Origin of the sequence: Prevotella sp. oral taxon 317 str. F0108 (assembly GCF_000162415.1) — a bacterium.
GTDB lineage: Bacteria > Bacteroidota > Bacteroidia > Bacteroidales > Bacteroidaceae > Prevotella > Prevotella conceptionensis.
This window is the reverse complement of sequence record NZ_GG740072.1, coordinates 503525-525796: the sequence shown is the minus strand read 5'-3', so window position 1 is coordinate 525796 and position 22272 is coordinate 503525. Positions and strand designations below refer to the sequence as shown.

The window sequence follows — 22272 nt, the reverse complement described above, 5'->3', positions numbered from 1 at the left end:
TTGGTTGCGTTCGCGTTGGTTGGAACAAACGTGTTATTGTTTTCCATTATTTATCCTGCTGGGCATGAGATAGCCCTGATTGTTGTTGTTCGCTAAATGCTGATCTGATGAGTTGGTGAACAGCGTTAGAAGAAAGTCCCTCCACGGAAAAGCGCAGAGGGACTTAAATATATGGCCGTAACGCCAAGTTTCTTTATGCCAACTTGCTGTGAGCCTGACGTGCAATTACGTCGAGTTGCTGCTCTTTTGTTAAGTCGATGAACTTAACGGCATATCCGCTTACACGGATGGTGAAGTTGGCGTACTCCTCTTTCTCCGGGTGTTCCATGCAATCGATGAGTTTCTCAACACCAAACACGTTCACGTTAAGATGGTGTGCGCCTTGGTCGAAGTAGCCGTCCATCACGCCTACAAGCGTATTTACGCGTTCCTCTTCATTGTGCCCGAGTGTGCTGGGTGCGATAGTCTGCGTATTAGAGATACCATCGAGCGCATATTCGTATGGAAGTTTGGCCACCGAATTAAGCGAAGCCAGCAAGCCGTTCTTCTCTGCACCATACGAAGGATTAGCACCTGGCGACAAAGGAGCACCTGCTGGACGGCCGTCGGGCATGTTGCTGGTGAACTTGCCGTAAACAACGTTCGAGGTAATGGTGAGGATGCTCGTGGTGGGTTCCGATTTGCGATAGGTGTGGTGCTTACGAATCATATTCATGAACGTCTTCAACAGCCACACGGCGATGTCGTCTGCACGGTCGTCATCGTTGCCGTAGCGGGGGAAATCGCCAACAGTCTCGAACTTAACGGGGAAGCCCGTGTCGTCGCGGATGATGTTGACCTTCGCATACTTAATGGCAGAAATGGAGTCTACCACGTGGCTAAATCCAGCAATACCCGTTGCGAATGTACGGCGTACATCGGTGTCTATCAGGGCCAACTCGGCTGCCTCGTAGAAGTATTTGTCGTGCATGTAGTGGATAAGGTTAAGCGTGTTGACGTAAACACCAACCAGCCATTCCATCATATCCATGAAACGAGGCATGAATTCTTCGTAAGTAACCACGTCGCCAAGTATCGGACGGAGGGCAGGACCGCATTGTTCGCGGGTTTTAGAGTCGACACCGCCGCTGATAGCGTAGGTTAGACACTTGGCCAAGTTGGCACGTGCACCAAAGAACTGCATCTCCTTACCCGTCTGTGTGGCCGAAACGCAACAACAGATGGAGTAATCGTCTCCCCAGATAGGACGCATAACATCGTCGTTCTCGTATTGAATGGAGCTTGTTTTCACCGAAATTCTCGATGCATAACGCTTAAAGCCTTCGGGTAAGCGCGAACAATAGAGCACCGTGAGGTTGGGTTCGGGCGATGGTCCCATGTTTTCGAGGGTATGAAGGAAACGGAAATCGCTCTTCGTAACCATCGAACGGCCGTCTTGTCCCATACCGGCCACTTCGAGCGTTGCCCAAACGGGGTCGCCAGAGAAAAGTTGATTGTAAGCTGGAATACGGGCAAACTTCACCATACGGAACTTCATCACAAGGTGATCGATAAGCTCTTGCGCCTCGGCCTCGGTGAGTGTGCCTTCGTTAAAGTCTCTTTGGATATATATATCGAGGAAGGTGGAGATACGTCCAACAGACATTGCCGCACCATTTTGCGTTTTAATGGCACCCAGATAGCCAAAGTAAAGCCATTGCACGGCCTCGCGAGCGTTGTTGGCAGGTTTAGAAATGTCGTAACCGTAAATCTCGGCCATTTCTTTCAGTTCCTTCAATGCCTTGATTTGCATTGAAATCTCTTCGCGCAAGCGTATGATATCCTCGGTCATAACGCCGCAACCGCAGTTGCGTTTGTCTTTCTCCTTCTCGTCGATAAGGAAGTCTACACCATAAAGCGCAACACGACGATAGTCGCCAACGATACGCCCACGACCGTAAGTGTCGGGCAAACCCGTAAGGATGTGATTGTGGCGAACGAGCTTCATCTCGTCAGTATAAGCATCAAAAACGCCGTCGTTGTGTGTTTTACAGTATTTAGTAAATATCTCGTGCAGTTTTTCAGATGGTTTATAGCCGTAAGTAGTGCAAGCCTGTTCGGCCATGTGGATGCCGCCATAAGGCATAAAGGCACGCTTGAGGGGTTTGTCGGTTTGTATACCTACAACCTTTTCGAGGCTTTTGGTGTTCTCGCCGATGTAGCCTGGGCCGTAAGCCGTCATCCCAGACACCACTTCGGTCTCCATATCCAAGACGCCTCCCTTGGCGCGTTCTTCTTTTTGAAGAACTTGCAGCATACCCCAAAGCTTGTTGGTGGCGTCTGTCGGTTCGGCCAGAAAACTCTCGTCGCCATCGTAAGCGGTGTAGTTGTTCTGTATGAATTCACGCACGTTGACTTCATCAAGCCATTTCTTGCCTGTGAAGCCTCTCCATTCTTGTCTCATTTTTGTTCAATGTTTGTTTGACATAATGTGCCGTAACGCACAAAAACATAGCTGAATATCTGCTTAATAGCTGATTTCGGATGCAAAGTTACACCGAAAAACAGTACCAAACAATACTAATTTATGGGTATTTTGCATTAATTACAAAACAAAGAGTGCGTGCCTATCTCCCTATCAGCCAATAAGTAAAGAACAAAATAACACCAAAAAGAACATTTACCCGAACGCTTTATGCGAAAACATCATAAACTGATGGACAAAAGTAAGCACATATAACGTAAGAGCAAAAAAAAGAGATAGGCAGCGAAATGAACGTAATTGACGATACGACAGGAAGGAACAAACGGTTAAAATAGCAAAAAGGAGATAGGCTGGTAGCCAAACGAAACCAAACTAACAATTGGGTTTCGTTTGACAACCAACCTAATATGGTATAAGCACAGCCCTAAGCCGCTGCCGACGGATGTGGCCTACACCAACTTGAAACGAACGCGGAAAGTACGTGTCGTTTCGTCCCAATTGGTACCCAATAGCACGAATTTGCCAATCTGCCCCGTAGAACGCACGTGCTTGCCTATGCAGGGACAAGCATCGAAATCGCCTATTCTAACGATTCTCACCATGCTTGAATAGTCGTCGGGCACGCGCGAGAGGTCGATACCTTCGGGTAAGTCGTACCTATCTACAAGCTCGTAGGTAACTGGGAGGTCTTCTTCTATCAGCTCGTTCATGCGTCGTTCTATCTCCTTCTCGTCTTGTCGCGAAGGTTTTCTATCAAGCGTGTAGCTTATTTTGCTCTTCTTTCGCTCTACGTGCGCATTGGTTGAGCGTCCACAATCGAACATCCTAATCATCACTTGGTTAAGTAGATGTTCGGCCGTATGCGCTGGCGGGAACTCGTCCTTATTGTGCGTGCACAGCAATAGTTCGTTGTCTTTCATCTTAGTGTTAAACTTAAAAATTCTTCCGTTATATGGAGCGAGTGTCATCGAGATGTTCCCATCGCGGCCGAGGTTCTCAACGGTAGTTTCGCCAGTGAGCAAATCTATCGCGCCAAAATGTCCTTCGGGCAGTTCCAGATAGTCGAAAGCATGACCAGGGATGTTAACCTGCACGCTATTGCTTTCGCCAGAAAAGTTAACCACAATCAAAAGCAATTCGTCTTGCCACTTTCTTAGGAAGGCGAAATGCCGTGCAGGATTGAAATTATCTGACTGCGGATTAACGTACATCAGGTCGAAGAAAAGCCCTTTACCAATAGCCGACTCGCCACGCGCAATGCGAAGAATGTGCTGATACTGGGCATAAATCTCGTTTTCTTGTGCAGAAAGCTTTTCGCGGTCGAAGTAACCACGATAAAGAGAGCCAACCGTCCAATAGTCGAAGATGGTTGTGCGCCCGTCTATACCGCTAAATCCTTCGTTGTCCATGCCTGGTTCGCCGAACTCTTGGCCAGCATATATCAGCATGGGGTTGCGTTGCATCAAGGCCGATACAATAAGTGCGGGTATGGCTCGCTGGGCATCGCCACAGAAGAAGGGACTTGCAATGCGCTGTTCGTCGTGGTTTTCAAGGAAGTAAAGCATGTGCTTACCAATGTCGTCGAGCGATTGCCACTGATAAGTGATGGCTGCCGCATGGCTTTCTTGGCGCACAATGCTCTTCATACAATCGTACATGCCCACCTTATCATAAAGGTAATCAAAGCCCGACTGCACATAAGCGCGGTATTGGTAGGGGTCGTAAACTTCGCCAATGACGATAGTTTGCGGATAATTTTCCTTTAAAATGCCCGTGGCGTATTGCCAAAAGGCTGTTGGAACCATTTCAACCATGTCGCAACGGAAACCATCCACGCCCGCATCTGCCCAAAACAAAAGGATGTCTACCATCTTTTTCCAAGTGTTGGGCACAGGAACGAAATGCTCGCTACGCCCAGCAGCGTCGCAATAGTCTACGCCATAGTTCAGCTTAATGGTTTCGTACCAGTCGTTAATGCCAGGATGATTGTCGAAACGATCGTTGCCTGTGGCTTTTGCAGGCTGTTCATGATAGGTGTTTCCTGCGCTATCGGTAAGCGAAATGGAGGGTTCGAACGGCTTTCCCCAACAATAATAAAAGTTATTGTTGGTTGAGAAATGCAGGCTTGTGTCGTCGTTTTCACCTAAGTCGGCCACGCCATTCGGCCTGCAAACCGACTTATATTCTCGTGCAACATGGTTGGGTACAAAATCAACGATTACCTTCATGCCGCACTTGTGCACCCTTTGCACCAATGCCTTGAACTCTTCGAACCGATGTTCAACGTCTACGGCCAAATCGGGCGAGACGTCGTAATAGTCGGTAATGGCGTAAGGCGAACCTGCCTTACCCTTCACTATGGCGTTGTGTTGCGCGGGAATGCCGTACTCAGAGTAGTCTGTTTGCGATGCGTGACGGATAATGCCCGTAAACCAAATGTGGCTAATGCCCAACTTGCGGATGCGTTGCAGAGCCTGTTCGTCGAAGTCGTTCATCTTCCCACAGCCATTTTCGGCAATCGTCCCCCACTTCTTATTAGTGAGGTTGCGATTGCCGAAAAGCCGTGGAAACACCTGATATATGATAATCTTGTTGTTCACGATGGTGTGTTTATTCCAAAGGTGGAACGCGCAAGAAATGCGTTCCCTAGTAATGATTATTCTATGCCGTGTGCAGCAACAGCCTTGTCGATGCGACCAATCATGCCCTGTAAGGCTTTACCTGGACCGCATTCGGTGAAGTCGTTGGCACCGTCCTTTATCATGTTTTGCACGCTAGAAGTCCATCTTACCGAGCTGGTAAGCTGTGCTATGAGGTTTTTCTTAATCTCTTCGGGTGCAGTGTGGGCCTGTCCGTCCACGTTTTGGTAAACGGGACACTTGGGTTCAGCAAACGTAGTGTTCTCAATGGCGGTCTGCAATTCGTCTTTTGCGGGCTGCATCAAGGGCGAATGGAAGGCTCCACCCACCTTCAAGGGCAACGCACGCTTGGCGCCAGCCTCTTTAAGCAGTTCGCAAGCTTGGTTTACAGCATCAATGTTACCCGAAATAACAAGCTGTCCGGGACAGTTGTAGTTGGCAGCAACCACCACGTTGCCCGTTGTGCTTACCTGTTGGCAAACCTTTTCCACCGTTTCATCGTCCAAACCAACGATAGCGGCCATTGTTCCGGGAGCCACTTCGCAAGCCTTTTGCATGGCCATTGCACGGGCATAAACCAAGCGCAAACCATCTTCAAAGCTCAATGCACCAGCTGCTACGAGTGCAGAAAACTCGCCCAAGCTATGTCCGGCAACCATTGATGGGGTAAATTCGTCGCCCAAACAAAGGGCCGAAATAACGCTGTGCAAGAACACAGCAGGCTGAGTTATCTTTGTTTCTTTAAGTTGCTCGTCAGTTCCGTTGAACATGATGTCCGTGATACTATAACCAAGTATCTCGTTGGCCTTATCAAACAATTCCTTTGCCAAAGGCTTTGAGTCGTACAGGTCTTTGCCCATACCCGCAAATTGTGCTCCCTGACCAGGGAAAACGTATGCTTTCATACCGAATTTAATTTGTTGTTGTAATTGATTTTAACTATTATGCAAAATTAATACTTTTCTTCCAACTCTGCAAATAATCGCCGCCCTATACTTATTTGCTCACTGCAAATGCTGTACATTATTCCATTACACACATTTAACCACAATCAGTTCATTAGAAAAAAACGCTTTGAATTTGCCAAAGGAAAGACTGAACACGCGCAAAGCGTGAACTCGCCGGTCATATTCCAAATAATAAAGGAGGATTTTCATAACACGCTGCTTTTGAAAATCTGTAATGAACCGATTTGGGTCTAATAAAATGCAACCGAGCATATAGCGTTTCCAAACTCGTTGCCATCTTGACAACAAAACACCTTATACACCTGCAAGGTCTGGATTATCATTTAGTTCGCTTACGGCAATACTTTGAGGAACAAACTTTGCTCGATTATGAATCATGAAATTACCTGACTTACCATTATAGTTTACAGCAGCATCAGGAAATGCAACCAGATTGTTCTCTGGCTTAGGTGAAATTTCTCTTGTTCCATCGGGTAAGGTGTAATACCAATATACTTTCTGTCCTATTTTCTTTAGAATAGCATACACCTTATTCTTCCATGCCCTTTCTTCTTTGTCGACTATCTTATACGAATCGGCTATCCTGCCATGCTGCAAACAACCTTCTACATTTCTATCAGGTGCTGAACGTAAGAATTGCATTTGAGCTCGGCCTAGTTGGAAAAAGTGGTAATATCCGCTACGCATTTTGTAACACTTGCTCAATTCTCCCTTACTAATCATGTCAAGATTGACTATTGAGAAGATATCACTATCCAATCTCGTTACATCGGTAACTAAGCGCTCGTCTATACACGCTTCAAAAGAGGGCTTTACATCCAAAAAGTATATATTAGGATTAAAAACTCTCAAGGCCTTACAAAACATCTTTTCGTCTGTTGTTGTCATAAACAACTGACAATCTCTGACCTTTTCCATCATTAATGGTGTTAATGGTTGGATAACTCCCTCATATTTAGTCGCACATAAACCAATGGGGGCATGTCGAAAACCACAGTGATCACTGCCCTCGGTAGAACAGCGGACACGATGTCGCTGCTATTGCACATTGTTTATCTCCTTATTGTCCAAAACTTTTTTACAATGAAGTTGTCTCGACTTTTATTGTTTATACGAATTGAGAGGAGTATATTATCTTTGTGATGCAAAACCAAAACAAACACCCCTCTCATGCACGAAGTACTGGACAAAGATACGATAAAATCCAAAATTCTGCACCATTTGTCTGTGGCTAAACGTGGTTATGTCTCAAAAATGACCTGATGGAAGTCATTCTATACATTCTCTACAAGCCCAAAAACCGGCTGTCGATGGCAGATGACTTCTGCGTTTCCATGATACTGTTTCCGTTGGCCATGAGCAGTATGTCCTACAACTACTCGCGCTGGCGGTCGTAAGCGTACGTGCTTTCTGTGCCGTTGCCCATGCGCGCGTACTTAGCACAACCGCTTTTGTCTAGTTTTATGTAATAAATTTAACATTATAAGTGCCCTTTTCGTCCACCAACCGCTCACCTTGCCGCGAAAAATCGATTCTCGCGAAGGTTGGTTTTGACGTAAAGGGGGGTTAGCTTGTGCATACGGTAAAATGAATATTTATTTCAAAGAACCGCCATTTGCACCAGTTCTTAGGCTATTTGCAGCAAAATGAAGTGCAATATGCCGCAAAACGCAGTGCATTTTGGTGCTAAACGCAGTGCGTTTTGGTGCTAAATGCAATGCGTTTTGGTGCTAAATGCAGTGTGTTTTGGTGCTAAACACAAGCTAAAAAGCTGCTAAATACGTAACGAAACGCATAAAAATACACCGCAATGGAATAAACAAAACCTTTTAGGACCATTGAAAACAAGACCGGAAAGGGCGAAATTGTAGTTAAAAAGTAGGATTTTAGGGTCTAAAAGTGGGTAATTGGGCTTGAAAAATTACGAGCTGGCAACCAAACTAGAAAGGCTAAATGGTACAAAATGCAGGTTATTTTCTTAAAAACTGACACTTCAGAAGACGTGAATGGCTAGAGATAGTGGCTATTTACCTACTTTTTTACCTTAATTTTCGCTAGAACTGAGTGGAAATTAGAACGCTATTGTAAAATAAAAATAATATTTTTAAGTTGATGAGTTGATGGGTTGGGGTGGGTTTAAGTAGATGAGTTGGTGAGCTCTTGAGTTGATGAGTATTTGAGTTTACGAGCTTTTGAGTTGTTGAGTTGATGAGTTATGAGCTTGGGGGGGTGATGAGCTTGGGGGTTGAAGAGTTGATGAGCTTGTGTGGGTTGTTGAGTTGATGAGTTGATGAGCTTGCGGGTTTATGGGTTGAGCAGAATTTCGTTCAATATCTCAAAATTACACATCCCACCTTATTAGTCTGATGCCTGGATGTAGAAGGCATGAAAACAGAAACCCCGACTGACCTTTGGCCAATCGGGGTTCATATAGATTTGCTTTACAGTGCAAAATTATTCTGCTGCGGGAGTTTTCTCTACTTCGGCGTTGGGAGTTTCCTCAACAACCTCAGCAACGGGTGCTTCTTCTACTGCGGGTGTTTCAACAGCTGCGTTTTCGGCAACAACCTTAACAGGAACAACTATTTCCACTTCTTTATGGAAGTGAACAACAGCCTCGAAATCGCCAACACGCTTAATATCGCGCATGGTGATAATCTTCCTGTCTACCTCGATGCCTTGTTTCTTCAATTCTTCGGCAACGGTGGCTGCGTTAACCGAGCCGTATGTTGCGCCAGTTGCAGAAACCTTGGCCTCGATAACAAGTGCCACGCCTTCTAGTGCTTTCGCCTTCTTTTCGGCCTCGGCCTTGATGGCAGCAAGCTTGTGAGCCTGTTGTTTCAAGTTCTCGGCGAGAACCTTCTTAGCCGACTCAGAGGCAATAACGGCCTTACCCGTAGGGATGAGATAGTTACGGCCATAGCCGCTTTTTACATTTACAATATCGTTCTTATAACCCAGTCCGATAATGTCTTCTTTGAGTATTAATTCCATTCTGTTCCTCCTCTCGTTATTTCATCAAATCGGTTACATAAGGAAGCAACGCTATTTGGCGTGCGCGCTTGATGGCTTGTGCCACGCGGCGTTGGTATTTGAGCGAAGTGCCTGTGATGCGACGGGGCAAAATCTTACCCTGCTCGTTAAGGAACTTCTTGAGGAACTCGGGATCCTTGTAGTCGATGTATTTGATACCGCTCTTCTTGAAACGGCAATATTTCTTCTTTTTGGTATCCACCGAGGGTGGGGTCAAATAGCGAATTTCTGATTGCTTGTCTGCCATGTTTAAGCCTCCTCTAATTTTTTAGTCCATTTGTGCTTTCTCTTCTCGGCGTATTGTACAGCGTACTTGTCGAGTTTCACTACCATGTGACGGATAACTTTCTCGTCACGACGATAGCCTGTTTCGAGCGATTTAATCACTTCTGGCTCGGCCTTGAACTCCAACAGACAATAGAAGCCTGTTGATTTCTTCTGAATAGCATAAGCCATTTTTTTCAATCCCCAGGCCTCTTCGTTCACAATCTCGGCACCTTTATCGGTGAGGAGTTTCTTGAATTTAGCGACCGTTTCCTTCATCTGTTCATCAGACAAAACGGGAGTCAAAATGAAAACGGTTTCGTATTGATTCATACTGAAAATGTAATTAATAAATGTTATTTTGCAAATTGCGGTGCAAAGGTATTGATTTTTATTGATTTAACCAAACCTTTTTTGTAATTTTGTCTTCACATTAGATTGATTATGAGGAAATTTTATCCATATATCGGCCTTGCGTTGGTCTGCATGGGCGTTATTATATTTATCGTTAGCTACTTTGCCAAGTGGACGCACAGCAACCTTCCGCTCTTTGTAGGACTGGTTTCGGTGGTTTGCGGTGCCGTGCTACATGTTGTTTGGCAAAAGAAGTCGAGCGAATATTAAGCCCGCGTCACATACGATGGGGTTAAAGCATACGCGTCAACGGGGCACTGGCAGATTTGCCAAGCACCCCGTTAAAATGGAAAGCTAAGGTTAATTAAGTTACCTAAGTTTTTGAGTTATTGAGTTTGTGAGTTATGAGTTTACACGCCATCTCCTATTCTCCCCAAATTAAAAGCTTACGAACTTATAATTGCAGAAGAACTTGAGAGTTTAAAAACTCATGAACTAGCTAGCCCACGAACCAACGAACTCGGAAACTTTTTAGTTTATAGCCTACTCCACATCGGGTGTTATCAGTTTATAACCCTTACCGTGGATGTTGATGATTTCGATGTCTTCATCGTCCTTCAAATGCTTACGCAATTTCGTGATATACACGTCCATTGAGCGAGCATTGAAATAATTGTCGTCTATCCAAATGGTTTTCAGTGCAAAGTCGCGCTGCAAAATCTCGTTGGCGTGCGAACAAAGCAGTGCCAACAACTCATTTTCCTTGGTGGTAAGCTTGGTTTGCTTGCCGCCAATGGTAAGCAATTGTTTCTGCGTGTCGAACAAGAACTTGCCTATGTGATATAAGGTATTTTCCTTGTTCTTCTTTCCGCGAACGCGGCGCAGTATGGCCTCTACGCGGAAAACCAACTCTTCCATCGAGAAAGGCTTGGTGATATAGTCGTCTGCTCCAATCTTGAAACCTTCCAGAATGTCTTCTTTCAGCGTCTTGGCCGTTAAGAAAACAATGGGGATTTCAGAGTTAGCTTGCCTTATCTCCTGTGCTAATGTAAAGCCATCCTTTTTAGGCATCATCACATCTAGCACACAAATATCAAACTTCGTTTTCAAAAAGGCCTTGTAGCCAGCCTCGCCGTCAGGACAAAGTTCAGCCATATAGCCCTTAGCCTGCAAGTACTCGCGAAGCAACATTCCCAAATTCTCATCGTCCTCGCATAACAGGATTTTTAATTTCTCGTCCATAGTCTTTAATCTTTTATTATTGGTAATTTTATCGTAAACGTTGTTCCTTTGCCGTATTCGCTCTCTACGGAAATCTCACCTTTGTGTACGTCTATTATCTTTTTTACGTAAGCGAGCCCCAGTCCGAAACCTTTCACATTGTGAAGGTTGCCTGTATGAACACGGAAGAACTTCTCAAACACTTTCTTTAAATTATCTTTCTTTATGCCGATACCTGTATCTCGCACCGAAAGGTAAAGGTGGTCGTCATCGTTCCATGTGCGAAGGTATATGTCCAGTGGGCCATCGGGTTTCTTATACTTCACTGCATTGTCCATCAAGTTGAAGATGGCGTTTTGGAAGTGCATTTCATCTACATAGATGGTAGAGTCTAGCGCCTCTATGTCCGTATATATCTTACCACCCGTATGCTCAACTCTTAGGGTGAACGTGTGTGCAATATTCTCGACCATTTCGTTGAGGTCGAGCTGTTTCATGTTGAAGATGGCTTTCTTCTTGTCGAAGAGCGACATCTGCAAAACCTTCTCTACAAGGAACCGTAAGCGTTTCGACTCGTCGTTTATAACGCCCCCCAGGTGTTTCATCATGCTCTCGCTCTTGGTAACGCTGGTATCGTTCAGCATTTGGGCGGCAAGCGAAATGCTGCTGATGGGCGTCTTCAACTCGTGCGTCATGTTGTTGATAAAGTCGTTTCGCATCTCGGTGTATCGTTTCTGGCGGAAGATAACCACGATGGTGAAGATGAAAGTGACAAGCAACACCAATGTGAATATTACCGAGGGGATAACAAAACGCACACTCGAATAGATGTAGCTGTTCATGTCGGGGAAGTGTATCTTCACCAATCCCATTTTAGAGGCGGGGTCGTTTCTGAACAACACCTGCGAGTAAGAATAGTCTTCGCCCTCTTCCGAATAGTCAGAACAGCGATAAATTTCTCTACCATCGGGCGTTGACACCGTGAAATGGTATTGCAGGTTTATGCCGTTGCTCATCAATTCGTTTTTAAGGTCCTGATCTAGCGACTTGAAGTTGATGCGCTCTTTCAGCGGACGCTCAGATGCCGAATAAAGAATGGTGTAGACCACCTCGTCTAACAGCGCGCGTTGGTAAACATACCTGTTCTTCACCACCTCTTGCATGGCTTTCGATGCTTCGGAGAGCGAGTTTTTGTCGCTCCTCAAAATCATAGCCTTTGGCATTTGGGAGGGCTTGGTTGTAATGGTTTTCAGTTCGAAAGCCGTGTACATCATGCCGCCCTTGTCGCCAAGCGACAATTGGTGCGAACGTTGGTAAGAGCCGTCGGGCAAACCGTTTCGCCCACTAGCACTATCGTTTTGAAGTGCCTTATGCTCGGTTTCGTTAATGTCTTTTTCAAGATAGCGAAGCGTTTCGTTAAGTTCCATGTTACGCGACGCTTGATATAAAGCTCGATTTACAGACTCATCAAACTGCTCCTTCTTCATGTCCGCCATCTCCTGAATATACTTCAGCTGTACGAACAGAAGAGCAAGGAAAGAAGTTCCCATTATGATTGCTATTGTCCAAATCGTTCTTTTCTTCATATTTGCAAAATTAACAGGGCAAACGAGATAACACAACTCGAATGTTAAAAACGTTTCCAGTTTTCAAATACGTTAACGAAAAAGCCGGTGTGTATGCGAATATAGGCAATTAACTCTCAGTGCTTTCCTGGTAAAAAGGCGTTTTTCGAATGGTATCAATCCCCGACAGCCACATACGATGGCTGCCAGGGACTTAATTAATGATAAACCTAAACAAATTTACTCTTCTTCATTAGCCAGCTCGGCCTCGTGTTCCTTAATAAGCTCTTGCTGTATTTCGTTCGGAACAAGCTCGTAGCTAGCAAACTTAGTGGTGAATGATGCGCGTCCGCCAGTAAGCGAACTCAACGATATAGAATAGTTAGACAGCTCCTTTAAGGGAATCTTAGCCATCAGCTTTTGGTATCCCGCTTCGCTGTCCATACCCATTATCAATGCGCGTCTTCCTTGCAAGTCGCTCATCACGTCGCCCATGAAATCGTCTGGAACGTACACTTCCAAGTCGTAAATGGGTTCGAGAATCTTTGGTCCTGCTGCCTTAAACGCGTCAGAGAAGGCGCGACGTGCAGCCAACATGAACGAAAGTTCGTTTGAATCTACGGGGTGCATCTTGCCATCATACACGATAACACGTACGTCTCGTGCATAGCTGCCCGTTAACGGACCATGTTCCATACAGTCCATGATGCCTTTCAGTATTGCCGGCATGAAACGTGCATCAATGGCTCCACCAACAACCGAGTTGATAAACACCAGCTTGCCTCCCCACTCCAACGGCAATTCTTCTTTGCCCTTGATATTCATCTTCACATCTTGGCCATTCAACTTATAGGTTGTTGGGTCGGGCATGCCTTCTGCATAAGGCTCGATAATGAGATGAACTTCACCAAATTGCCCTGCACCACCACTCTGTTTCTTGTGGCGATACTCTGCGCTAGCCGACTTGGTGATGGTCTCACGATAAGGAATTTTCGGTTCACCGAATTTCACTTGCAGTTTCTCGTTGTTTTCCAGTCGCCATTTGAGGGTTCTTAAATGGAACTCGCCTTGACCATGTACGATGGTTTGTCGCAACTCCTTGCTTTGCTCCACCACCCATGTTGGGTCTTCCTGGTGCATTCTAAGCAAGGCAGCCATCAACTTCTCGGTGTCTTGCGTGTTAACGGCCTTTATTGAGCGCGAATATTTTGAATTGGGGTATTTGATAAAATCGAACTTATTGTCGCAATCCTTAGCGTTGAGGGTGTTACCAGTCTTTACGTCTTTAAGTTTAACGGTACATCCGATGTCGCCTGCATTCAGTTTGTCTACGGGTATGCGGTTTGCGCCAGCACAAGCGTAAAGTTGTCCGATACGTTCTTTCGAACCGCGGTCGGCGTTCGTCATGTCGTCGCCCACCTTTACGCACCCGCTCATCACCTTGAAATAAGACACTTCGCCGATGTGCGGTTCCATTCCCGTTTTAAAGAAGTAAATGGAGGTAGGTCCTTCCGCTGCAGGTGTTATTTCTTCACCGCGAGTATTGTGCAGTTTGGGCATCTCGCTTACGAACGGAACCACATTACCCAAGAACTCCATAAGTCTACGCACACCCATGTCTTTGCCTGCGCACACGCAGAATACGGGGAAAATGCTGCGCGTTACAAGACCTTTGCGAATGCCTTCACGCAGTTCGTCTTCGGTAAGCGTTTCGCTTTCGAAGAACTTCTCCATCAGTCCTTCGTCGTTCTCGGCTGCTGCCTCAACCAATATCTTATTCAAAGCCGTAGCCTTTTCCATTTCTTCAGCAGGAATGTCTTCCACCTTTGGCGAGCCTCCCTCAGCGTTCCACGAATATTTTTTCATGGTAAGCACGTCGATGATGGCATTAAAGCCTGGCCCTGTTTGCGTTGGATACTGAATTTGCACACATTTCTCGCCATAGATATCCTTCATGGTCGAGATGATATTATCGAAGTCGCACTTCTCTGAATCCAGCTGGTTGATAAGGAAGATAACAGGTTTCTTGAGTTTTTCCGTATATCTGAAATTGTTTTGTGTTCCCACTTCGGGACCGTATTGCCCGTTAATCAGGATAACGGCCTCGTCTGTAACGTTCAGCGCGGTTATTGCTCCGCTCACAAAATCGTCAGCTCCGGGACAGTCGATGATGTTCAGCTTTTTGTTGTTCCACTCTACATGGAATATTGTCGGGAAGACCGAGTAGCCATATTCCTGTTCAACGGGGAAATAATCGCTCACCGTGTTCTTTGCTTCCACCGAGCCACGGCGCTTGATTACACCACTACCAAAAAGCATTGCCTCGGCAAGAGTGGTCTTGCCGGAACCCGCACTGCCCACTAGGGCAATGTTCTTAATTTCGTTCGTCTGATAAACCCTCATATCAAAAGATTTAAAGTGTTAGTAATCTCACGTTTCATGGAGAAAAGCATCGTTGCCTTTTCCGCCGTCTAAGATAGGTATTTTATACCACCCCACCAAAACATCACATAAAAAGTGTACAGAATTTAAAACATTTTAGTACTTTTGCTCCTAAAAAGAAAAAGATGGCTGGTATTTACATACATGTTCCTTTCTGTGCAAGCAGGTGCATCTATTGCGCTTTCTACACCACAACTACCCTTTCTAGCCAAGACCGCCTTGTGCAGGCACTGTGTTCCGAGCTGGCAATGAGGCGCGATTACCTGCTTGACAAGGCCTTCCCCTCGTCGGCGATAACGATAGATACCATTTATTTGGGCGGTGGAACGCCTTCGCAACTAAGCGAACAAAACTTACAACGGCTGTTCGACACCATATATAATAAGGAGCAACAGCTACCTGCCTTCCATATTTCGCCCAATGTCGAAGTAACCATCGAGTGCAATCCCGACGACATAACGCCCCAATTTGCCCAAACCATCAGCCGCCTGCCCGTTAACCGCATCAGCATGGGCGTTCAAACATTCTCCGACGAACGGCTAACATTCCTTCGCAGACGACATAAGGCTACCGACATAGCACCTGCCATTGAAAGGCTTAGACAAGTGGGCATCAACAATATCAGCATCGACCTTATCTTCGGATTTCCCAAACAGACACTTGACGAATGGGCCATAGACTTACAAAATGCCATTGAACTTGGCGTTGAACACATCTCGGCTTACAGTCTGATGTACGAAGAAGGCACGCCACTATTCCGACTTCTACAACAACAACGCGTGTCGGAAATAGACGACAACCTAAGCCTAGACATGTTCAACCTACTTGTAGACACGCTCGTTGCCAACAACTACGAACATTACGAGATAAGTAACTTCGCTCGCGAAGGGTTCAGGTCGCGCCACAATGCCAGCTATTGGCAAGCCATTCCGTACCTGGGACTTGGCCCATCGGCTCACTCTTACGATGGTAACTCGCGCCAATGGAACGTCTCCAACCTTCGAAAATACATGGATGCCATTGAAAACGGCATCCTGCCAATGGAAAGAGAAGTGCTAAACGAGGACACAAAATACAACGATTGGATAACAACAGCACTCAGAACAAAAGAGGGATTAGACCTCAATAGGTTAAGCAATGCGCATCGCCAGTATCTTTTGGAAGCCGCCGAACATCATTTAAAGCAAGGCCACCTAGTGCTTTCGGGCAACAACATTGCGCTTTCAAGAACGGGTATCTTTATCAGTGATAGCGTAATGAGCGACTTGGTGAAGGTGTAAACGAGCCATGCAGACCATAAACCCAAAGCCACGGCAGGGCCCATCTAAGTAAAGCCCACTTGTTATGCAGCAGGAACTTTTAAACCAGCCATTATAATAAAACGCCCAAAAGCACGTTGCTAATACAAAAAGCTGCCAACTTCATACGAAGAAACAACAAGATGAAACCAATTCACATAAACACCCTTCTGATGGTCTTAACCATCATCGCCACATCGTGTGGTGCCGACGCTTACATCAAGAAGGGTGAAAAAAACTTGGCACTGGGCGAATATTTCGATGCCGCCAATAATTTTAAACAGGCTTATACGCGAACGCCAGCCAAAGATAAAGCCGCAAGAGGGCACATCTCTACCAAGCTGGCGTTCTGCTACGACAAAATGAACGCTAGCCAAAAGGCTGTGGGCGCATACCAAAATGTGCTGCGTTTTGGGCTAGCCGACGCCAACACGCACCTTCTTTTGGGCAGACAACTGCTCAAAACGGGAGCATACAAGGCAGCAGAAACGCAATTTAAGATTGCCCTCGACTCGTTGCCTGGAAACAAATTGGCCAACGAAGGACTTATCTCTGCACAACAAGCGGCGCAAGCTAAGAGCAAAGGCTCACACTATATTGTAAAACGCATGGACGCATTTAACTCTCACAGAGCCGACTATTCGCCCATGTACTTCGGCGACGACCACAACAAACTTTACTTCTCGTCCACGCGAAACGAGGCCAAGGGCGATGCGCTAAGCGGAATAACAGGCGCTAAACCTGCCGACATTTTTGTTTCGGAACGCGATGACAAGGGCAAATGGAGCAAGCCCGAACCCGTGCAAGGCGGACTGAACACCGAATACGACGAGGGGGCTTGTACCTTCTCGCCCGACCAACGCACGATGTACTTTACCCAATGCGCCACAGACCCCAACTATCCGCGTTATGCGCAGGTGATGACTTCTGCCCGTTCGGATGCTGCTTGGGCAAAGGCCACGAAACTAGACATATCGAAAGACACGCTTTCAAGTTTCGCCCACCCTGCCGTTTCGCCCGATGGACAATGGCTTTACTTTGTTTCGGACATGCCAGGGGGACAAGGTGGGCAAGACTTATGGCGCATTAGACTTACCACCAACGGCTTGGGAGAAATGGAGAACCTTGGAGAAACCATCAATACAGCCGGCAACGAATGTTTCCCTACATTCAGACCCAACGGCGATCTTTACTTCTCGTCCGACGGACACGTTGGCCTGGGTGGGCTAGACGTGTATGTGGCGCGGCAAAATACCGACCAACGATGGACGATAGAGCATCTAGGATTTCCCCTAAACTCGAATGGCGACGACTTCGGACTTACCTTCGAAGGCCCATACAACCGCGGATTCTTCTCTTCGAATCGTGGAGATGCGCGCGGATGGGACCACATCTACGCCTTCGAATATCCCGAAATAGTGCAGAGCATTAAAGGATGGGTGTACGAACAAGACGGTTACGAACTGCCCGCGGCACAAGTATTTATGGTGGGAAACGACGGAACGAACCTCAAACTGAACGTGCTGGCCGATGGTTCGTTCAAACAAGTGGTGAAACCAGGCGTTGAATACGTGATGTTGGCCACCTGCAAGGGCTACCTCAACCACAAAGAAGAACTAGCGGTGAAACCTTCCGAAACCTCGCACGAATACGTTTTGCAGTTTCCCTTGGCCTCCATCACGGCTCCCGTACTCATCGACAACATCTTTTACGATCTGGATAAGTACACCCTGCGCCCCGAATCAAAGCAGGCACTAGACGAACTTGTGAAACTTCTTAACGAGAACCCCAACGTCACTATCGAACTAAGTGCGCACTGCGATTATCGCGGAACGCCCGAATACAATAAGGTATTGTCACAACATAGAGCCAATGCCGTGGTGCAATACCTTATCGACGCAGGCATCGCCCCACAAAGACTCACCCCCGTTGGCTATGGTAAGGAAAAGCCTAAAACCATCAGAAAGAAACTGACTGAGCGTTATAAGTGGTTGAAAGAGGGCGATGTGCTGACCGAAGACTTTATTACCAAGCTAGACAAAGACAAGCAAGAGATATGCAACCAGCTGAACCGCAGAACAGAATTTGTGGTTCAACGCACAACCTATGGTTTGCTAGACGATAAGGGCAACTTGAAAAAACAGAAGAAAGTGCCAAAACAATCGGAGAAAGATAAGGAGGATGTGTTCGACATCGTGGAATAAACATCCATGCGAGGGCACGTTTCAGCCATTCCACTCCACTTTCGACAGGCTAACTCTCGTGATATACACTCACACCAACAAACAAAACGATGAACGGAAAGCCACATAAAGTTGTTTAATAGTACGCCATGACATAGAGATGGCGTACAACCGACAACCATTATCATGGCAATCTGCATTCAACACAACACGAAATCAAATGCAATGAACACAGGAAAACTACTTTTTGTACCCTCAGGCGGACTAGCCAACAGAATGCGCGCTATGGCATCGGCATGGCAGTTAGCCGCAAATACAGGGGTTAAAGTCGAGACGATATGGTTTTGCGATTGGGCACTTAATGCGCCTTTCCATTCCATTTTCGAACCTATTGATAACGTAGCGATGGTGGCAAGGGAGGCCAAAGCATGGGAACTACTTACGCTCGACCGACCTAGAAAGCGTAATTTCCGCATTCCATTGTTATATCAGAGGCTCCGTTTCGCGCAACGCATAGACGAATGGCAGGTTACACCCTTAAAAAATCAAAGATTCAACTTTAATGAATGGGCAAGAGGAAAGAACAGCTATATGAGCTGTTACCAAGATTTTGGGAACGTTCCCAATTCTGTTTATAAGCATTTGTTCCATCCCGTCGGCCCTGTTCTCGATGAAATACAAAGCTATCGCGAACATTTCTCGGCGCATACCATTGGCATGCACATTAGGCGCACAGACAATAAGGAGTCGATTGAACGAAGTCCGCTTAGCTTATTTGTCGATGCTGCACGACGTGAAATTGATCAACACAATGACACGTGCATATTTCTTGCAACCGACGATGAGACTACCAAGACGGCATTAAAGGCCGAATTTGGCGACCGCATCATCACTTCGCCCAAGCCTGCCGCACGCAATAGCATTGCAGGCATTAGGGGTGGAGTGGCCGAACTGTGGATGCTGGCCTCCACCACTACCATCTATGGCTCGGCGGGAAGTAGCTATTCGGTTATGGCTGCTAAGATTGGAGATAACAAGTTGGAAGTATTAAGCAAGTGAAGAAAGGAGATTGGTTGACAAGTCAACAAGAAGACAAGTTAACCAGTTGACGAGATACAGGTTAACCAGTTGACCAGTGAACCTAGGATAAGTTTATGAGTTGACAGGTAAACGAACTAACAAGCAAACAAGCTGACGAGTCGGCAAGAAACGAGTTAACCTTTTCCTTTGCCTTCCCGTTAGCCTGCAAACCTGCTTATACTTCTTTATCTTAACCCAACAACAGCTTGCTCACCTCGGCGGTGTTCAGCGCCCATTGGTAGTTGTAACGTTCATCGGCATCGCTTTCGTTGCCAACCAGCGTCATCCCTTGTGCCTCAGCCCTTATTTCCAGCAGTTCGCCAACCGTTGTTTTCTCTTCCAATCGTTTGAGAAGAGCCTCAACACTAGTTGTATCAACGCCTAAAATGGTTTGTGAAGTGTAGGGCATCTCCAGCCAAACTATCTCTCTTTGTAGCACATTGAGCACACCAAACACTAATCCCTTAGACAAATTGGACTCGTCAACACGCACAATATGTTGAACGCACGACGGGTCGTAGGCCACACCATCCTTATCAGAAACGGTCATGGGATAGGCAGAATTCATCCAACCAACCATTAAATTGGGCGACAGTGCACCGCAAGAGTAGGCATTGCAACTAAATGTTACGTATCGCGCACCAGCCTTTTCCAATTCGTTTAAGTTCAATTCGATGTACTCGGCCGTACCAACCTGCTCTGGAATATTTCGTATATCGCCCGAATGCTTTGCTCCTGGGCAAGATAGATTGAAATAAGAGCAGAATATTGATTTACCATTTTCAAGGGCTATACCAGCACTTAGATCCATGTCTAGGTGTTGGGCATGCAACCCATTGCCCCATTGCATGAACAGCCTAACGGCATTGCCTTCTACCTTAAATCGCGTTCCTTGCAACGCACATGCCCTGTCTTGAACGCTATTCGACCTATCGCCAACGCCGATTGGCACCTGATAAAGTCGTGGGTCAATATAAACGGTGCCACCAACACTGTGAGGTTGTTGCGCATATCGGCTTTTCATTGCTCGCTTGTACATCGCATTTACGTCTGCAATCATCTGTTTCAGCTGTGCATCATCGAAAGAAACGAGCAGCGGATGAGGGTCGAGATTGTGCATCACACCCGTTATGGGACGTGCCAAACGCATGCGCTCTGGGTCGAAATAGGCCTTAGCCCCATTGTTTAACGAGAGCAACAGACGCGCAGGCAGCTGATGAACAATGCCTTCGAAGGCCGCAAGTGTTGTCTGCGAATCAAAGTTAAGCATGGTTGAGAACAGACTGCGGGCAAACAAACCAGGGCGTTGGGACAATAACGAGAGGGTAAGTTGCACGTCGTTAGCCCTTCGCGCCTTGTCTAACGTACCTAACCAAGGGGTGTAAGTTTGGCAATAAAACACGTCTAGCAATGCGGCAAGTCGTTCGAACCCTTTCTTACGCGCATATTCAGCCAGCCGCAATGCCCTAATCATACGCACCCACATTCCCCTTTTGGCGTGCATTGCCTCTGCCGACTTCTCGCTAGATAGGGGAATGGCATTCATCCACGTGGCCACAAGTCGGCAATACGCCCTGTTGTATTTCAGTTTTAGTCGCTCGCGCATAGCCTCTCCCGCTTCACTAGCCTTGTTTTCTTGTGCGGCCATGTGCCAATAAAGACCTCTGGCGTTGGCAATGAGCGTTCGGGGGTCAATAATTCGTGCGCATCCATTTTTCTCGTACCATAGAAACCGCAGTATATCGGCAGGCGTTTCAAAAAGCCTTGTTGCCTGTTCGCCTTTTCCTGCCGCCACCAATGCCTTAATGGCAATCATCGCCGTCTCTTTCATGGCAATGTTTACATCGCTAGGCAAATCGAACAACATGAGCAGTTGCGCCACCGATTGCGCCTGAGTAGCATCTAACGGCGTGGGCGAGGTAAGCAAAGTGCGAAGTTCGCGCTCCAAGTCAACGCGTGTAAAGAGGTGCAGGGGTTTTAGTTTCTTTCCCTGTCCCTCGTAAACGAATGTTGAAGTGACAAACGGTGTGCCGCAATAAGGGCAACCGTTGTATCGTTCTAACGGGAAAGTGCCGTAGGGAATGAAGTGTCCGCAAGGCAAAGTTGTGCCTTCCAGTTGAAGTTTCCCCTTAAACAAGTTGGCCACATAGGTGATAAAATGGTCGATAAGGCTTTCTTTTGTTGGCGTACCCCAACCTTTTACCAAGGAAGCCCAATTCTGTTTCAGGCGCAACACATCAGCCATCACTACATAAACAGCCTCAATTTGTTTGGCAGACGCCCAATAAAACGCCTGCAACAAATCTTGTTCTACGCCATATCCAAACTTGCTAAGGCGCGAAACCAAGGTCAACGCAACCACAGTTGGTTCGTGGGGTTGCTTTATCTGTTGGCTATCAATATCTATAAACAGGGCTTGATAACGCAAAGCCACTTTGTTTGCTATGATGTTGTCCATGTTGTGGAATTGTTGATGCTGGTTGTTTTCCAAGCTGTTAAAATATGGGCGAGGCGTTATTGCTCGCCATTGGCTTTATAATCTAGAAATAAAGACGTAGCGTTTCATCGCTGTTTAGTTCCTAATTGTATTACGTTCCCCTGCATACGCCTTAGCTTACGAGCTATAAACTTAGGAGGATGTTTGAGGATTATAACTCATCAACTCACAGACTAACGAAATCGCCACCTAAATAAAAAAGGGGGTGAGAGGGCGGTAATTGCTGGTCTAAAATCCCTTAGATGTTGAAGTAAGACCAACTTG

Annotated in this window: 16 protein-coding genes; 5 read left to right on the top strand and 11 right to left on the bottom strand. The window is 46.4% G+C overall.

The genetic code is table 11. The features are described from left to right. Nucleotides 1–193: 193 nt before the first annotated feature. The 4 genes from pflB to HMPREF0670_RS01850 form a co-directional block, all read right to left on the bottom strand. Complete coding sequence (gene pflB, locus HMPREF0670_RS01870) at nt 194–2443, bottom strand: formate C-acetyltransferase (RefSeq protein WP_009229465.1); 2250 nt, start codon at nt 2441–2443, stop codon at nt 194–196. 470 nt (nt 2444–2913) lie between these two features. Continuing rightward, nucleotides 2914–5064: an alpha-amylase family glycosyl hydrolase gene (locus HMPREF0670_RS01865; RefSeq protein ID WP_083786774.1), complete on the bottom strand. Its 2151-nt coding sequence runs from the start codon at nt 5062–5064 to the stop codon at nt 2914–2916. A gap of 56 nt (nt 5065–5120) precedes the next feature. Further along, entirely contained in the window at nt 5121–6008 is an 888-nt protein-coding gene (gene fabD / locus HMPREF0670_RS01860; protein ID WP_009229463.1) for an ACP S-malonyltransferase, read from the bottom strand. 357 nt (nt 6009–6365) lie between these two features. After that, nucleotides 6366–6992 (bottom strand): hypothetical protein, encoded by a 627-nt coding sequence (locus tag HMPREF0670_RS01850; protein ID WP_009229462.1) that lies wholly within the window; start codon nt 6990–6992, stop codon nt 6366–6368. Nucleotides 6993–7333: 341 nt separating this feature from the next. On the opposite strand from HMPREF0670_RS01850, the gene HMPREF0670_RS17510 reads away from it, so the two are divergent. Then, nucleotides 7334–7468, top strand: coding sequence for a hypothetical protein (locus HMPREF0670_RS17510; RefSeq protein WP_009229461.1), 135 nt, complete (start codon nt 7334–7336; stop codon nt 7466–7468). 1057 nt (nt 7469–8525) lie between these two features. On the opposite strand, the gene rplI is transcribed toward HMPREF0670_RS17510, so the two are convergent. From rplI to rpsF, 3 genes are read right to left on the bottom strand one after another with little or no spacing between them, the layout of a single operon-like run. Next, entirely contained in the window at nt 8526–9065 is a 540-nt protein-coding gene (gene rplI / locus HMPREF0670_RS01845; RefSeq protein WP_009229460.1) for a 50S ribosomal protein L9, read from the bottom strand. Between the two features lie 16 nt (nt 9066–9081). Then, nucleotides 9082–9351, bottom strand: a complete 270-nt coding sequence (gene rpsR / locus HMPREF0670_RS01840) for a 30S ribosomal protein S18 (RefSeq protein WP_009229459.1) — start codon at nt 9349–9351, stop codon at nt 9082–9084. A gap of 2 nt (nt 9352–9353) precedes the next feature. Next, nucleotides 9354–9701 (bottom strand): 30S ribosomal protein S6, encoded by a 348-nt coding sequence (gene rpsF, locus HMPREF0670_RS01835; RefSeq protein WP_009229458.1) that lies wholly within the window; start codon nt 9699–9701, stop codon nt 9354–9356. Between the two features lie 111 nt (nt 9702–9812). Here rpsF and HMPREF0670_RS01830 point away from each other — a divergent pair, with 111 nt between their 5' ends. Then, nucleotides 9813–9992 carry a hypothetical protein gene (locus HMPREF0670_RS01830; protein ID WP_019187963.1) on the top strand — a complete coding sequence of 60 codons (180 nt, stop codon included), beginning with the start codon at nt 9813–9815 and terminating at the stop codon, nt 9990–9992. A gap of 273 nt (nt 9993–10265) precedes the next feature. Here HMPREF0670_RS01830 and HMPREF0670_RS01825 read toward each other — a convergent pair whose 3' ends face one another. From HMPREF0670_RS01825 to HMPREF0670_RS01815, 3 genes are all read right to left on the bottom strand, one after another. Continuing rightward, nucleotides 10266–10964 (bottom strand): response regulator transcription factor, encoded by a 699-nt coding sequence (locus tag HMPREF0670_RS01825; protein WP_009229457.1) that lies wholly within the window; start codon nt 10962–10964, stop codon nt 10266–10268. Between the two features lie 5 nt (nt 10965–10969). After that, nucleotides 10970–12529 carry a sensor histidine kinase gene (locus tag HMPREF0670_RS01820; protein WP_009229456.1) on the bottom strand — a complete coding sequence of 520 codons (1560 nt, stop codon included), beginning with the start codon at nt 12527–12529 and terminating at the stop codon, nt 10970–10972. A 219-nt stretch (nt 12530–12748) separates the two neighbouring features. Beyond that, nucleotides 12749–14911 carry an elongation factor G gene (locus tag HMPREF0670_RS01815; protein WP_009229455.1) on the bottom strand — a complete coding sequence of 721 codons (2163 nt, stop codon included), beginning with the start codon at nt 14909–14911 and terminating at the stop codon, nt 12749–12751. Between the two features lie 164 nt (nt 14912–15075). On the opposite strand from HMPREF0670_RS01815, the gene hemW reads away from it, so the two are divergent. The 3 genes from hemW to HMPREF0670_RS01800 all read left to right on the top strand — a co-directional run bounded on the left by hemW (nt 15076) and on the right by HMPREF0670_RS01800 (nt 19490). Next, nucleotides 15076–16230 carry a radical SAM family heme chaperone HemW gene (gene hemW / locus HMPREF0670_RS01810; protein ID WP_009229454.1) on the top strand — a complete coding sequence of 385 codons (1155 nt, stop codon included), beginning with the start codon at nt 15076–15078 and terminating at the stop codon, nt 16228–16230. A 161-nt stretch (nt 16231–16391) separates the two neighbouring features. Further along, a complete protein-coding gene (locus tag HMPREF0670_RS01805; protein ID WP_044077600.1) occupies nt 16392–18452 on the top strand; it encodes an OmpA family protein in 2061 nt (686 codons plus the stop codon). A 204-nt stretch (nt 18453–18656) separates the two neighbouring features. After that, on the top strand, nt 18657–19490 hold the full coding sequence (locus HMPREF0670_RS01800) for a hypothetical protein (protein WP_009229452.1): 834 nt from the start codon (nt 18657–18659) through the stop codon (nt 19488–19490). Nucleotides 19491–19701: 211 nt separating this feature from the next. Here HMPREF0670_RS01800 and HMPREF0670_RS01795 read toward each other — a convergent pair whose 3' ends face one another. After that, complete coding sequence (locus tag HMPREF0670_RS01795) at nt 19702–21969, bottom strand: TerD family protein (protein ID WP_009229451.1); 2268 nt, start codon at nt 21967–21969, stop codon at nt 19702–19704. Nucleotides 21970–22272 lie beyond the last annotated feature (303 nt).

Excerpts from the sequence above, each read along its gene's own strand:
- pflB (WP_009229465.1), bottom strand. The coding sequence starts at position 2,443 with ATGAGACAAGAATGGAGAGGCTTCACAGGCAAGAAATGGCTTGATGAA.
- fabD (WP_009229463.1), bottom strand. The coding sequence starts at position 6,008 with ATGAAAGCATACGTTTTCCCTGGTCAGGGAGCACAATTTGCGGGTATG.
- HMPREF0670_RS01850 (WP_009229462.1), bottom strand. The coding sequence starts at position 6,992 with ATGATGGAAAAGGTCAGAGATTGTCAGTTGTTTATGACAACAACAGAC.
- HMPREF0670_RS17510 (WP_009229461.1), top strand. The coding sequence starts at position 7,334 with ATGGAAGTCATTCTATACATTCTCTACAAGCCCAAAAACCGGCTGTCG.
- rplI (WP_009229460.1), bottom strand. The coding sequence starts at position 9,065 with ATGGAATTAATACTCAAAGAAGACATTATCGGACTGGGTTATAAGAAC.
- rpsR (WP_009229459.1), bottom strand. The coding sequence starts at position 9,351 with ATGGCAGACAAGCAATCAGAAATTCGCTATTTGACCCCACCCTCGGTG.
- rpsF (WP_009229458.1), bottom strand. The coding sequence starts at position 9,701 with ATGAATCAATACGAAACCGTTTTCATTTTGACTCCCGTTTTGTCTGAT.
- HMPREF0670_RS01830 (WP_019187963.1), top strand. The coding sequence starts at position 9,813 with ATGAGGAAATTTTATCCATATATCGGCCTTGCGTTGGTCTGCATGGGC.
- HMPREF0670_RS01825 (WP_009229457.1), bottom strand. The coding sequence starts at position 10,964 with ATGGACGAGAAATTAAAAATCCTGTTATGCGAGGACGATGAGAATTTG.
- HMPREF0670_RS01820 (WP_009229456.1), bottom strand. The coding sequence starts at position 12,529 with ATGAAGAAAAGAACGATTTGGACAATAGCAATCATAATGGGAACTTCT.
- HMPREF0670_RS01815 (WP_009229455.1), bottom strand. The coding sequence starts at position 14,911 with ATGAGGGTTTATCAGACGAACGAAATTAAGAACATTGCCCTAGTGGGC.
- hemW (WP_009229454.1), top strand. The coding sequence starts at position 15,076 with ATGGCTGGTATTTACATACATGTTCCTTTCTGTGCAAGCAGGTGCATC.
- HMPREF0670_RS01805 (WP_044077600.1), top strand. The coding sequence starts at position 16,392 with ATGAAACCAATTCACATAAACACCCTTCTGATGGTCTTAACCATCATC.
- HMPREF0670_RS01800 (WP_009229452.1), top strand. The coding sequence starts at position 18,657 with ATGAACACAGGAAAACTACTTTTTGTACCCTCAGGCGGACTAGCCAAC.
- HMPREF0670_RS01795 (WP_009229451.1), bottom strand. The coding sequence starts at position 21,969 with ATGGACAACATCATAGCAAACAAAGTGGCTTTGCGTTATCAAGCCCTG.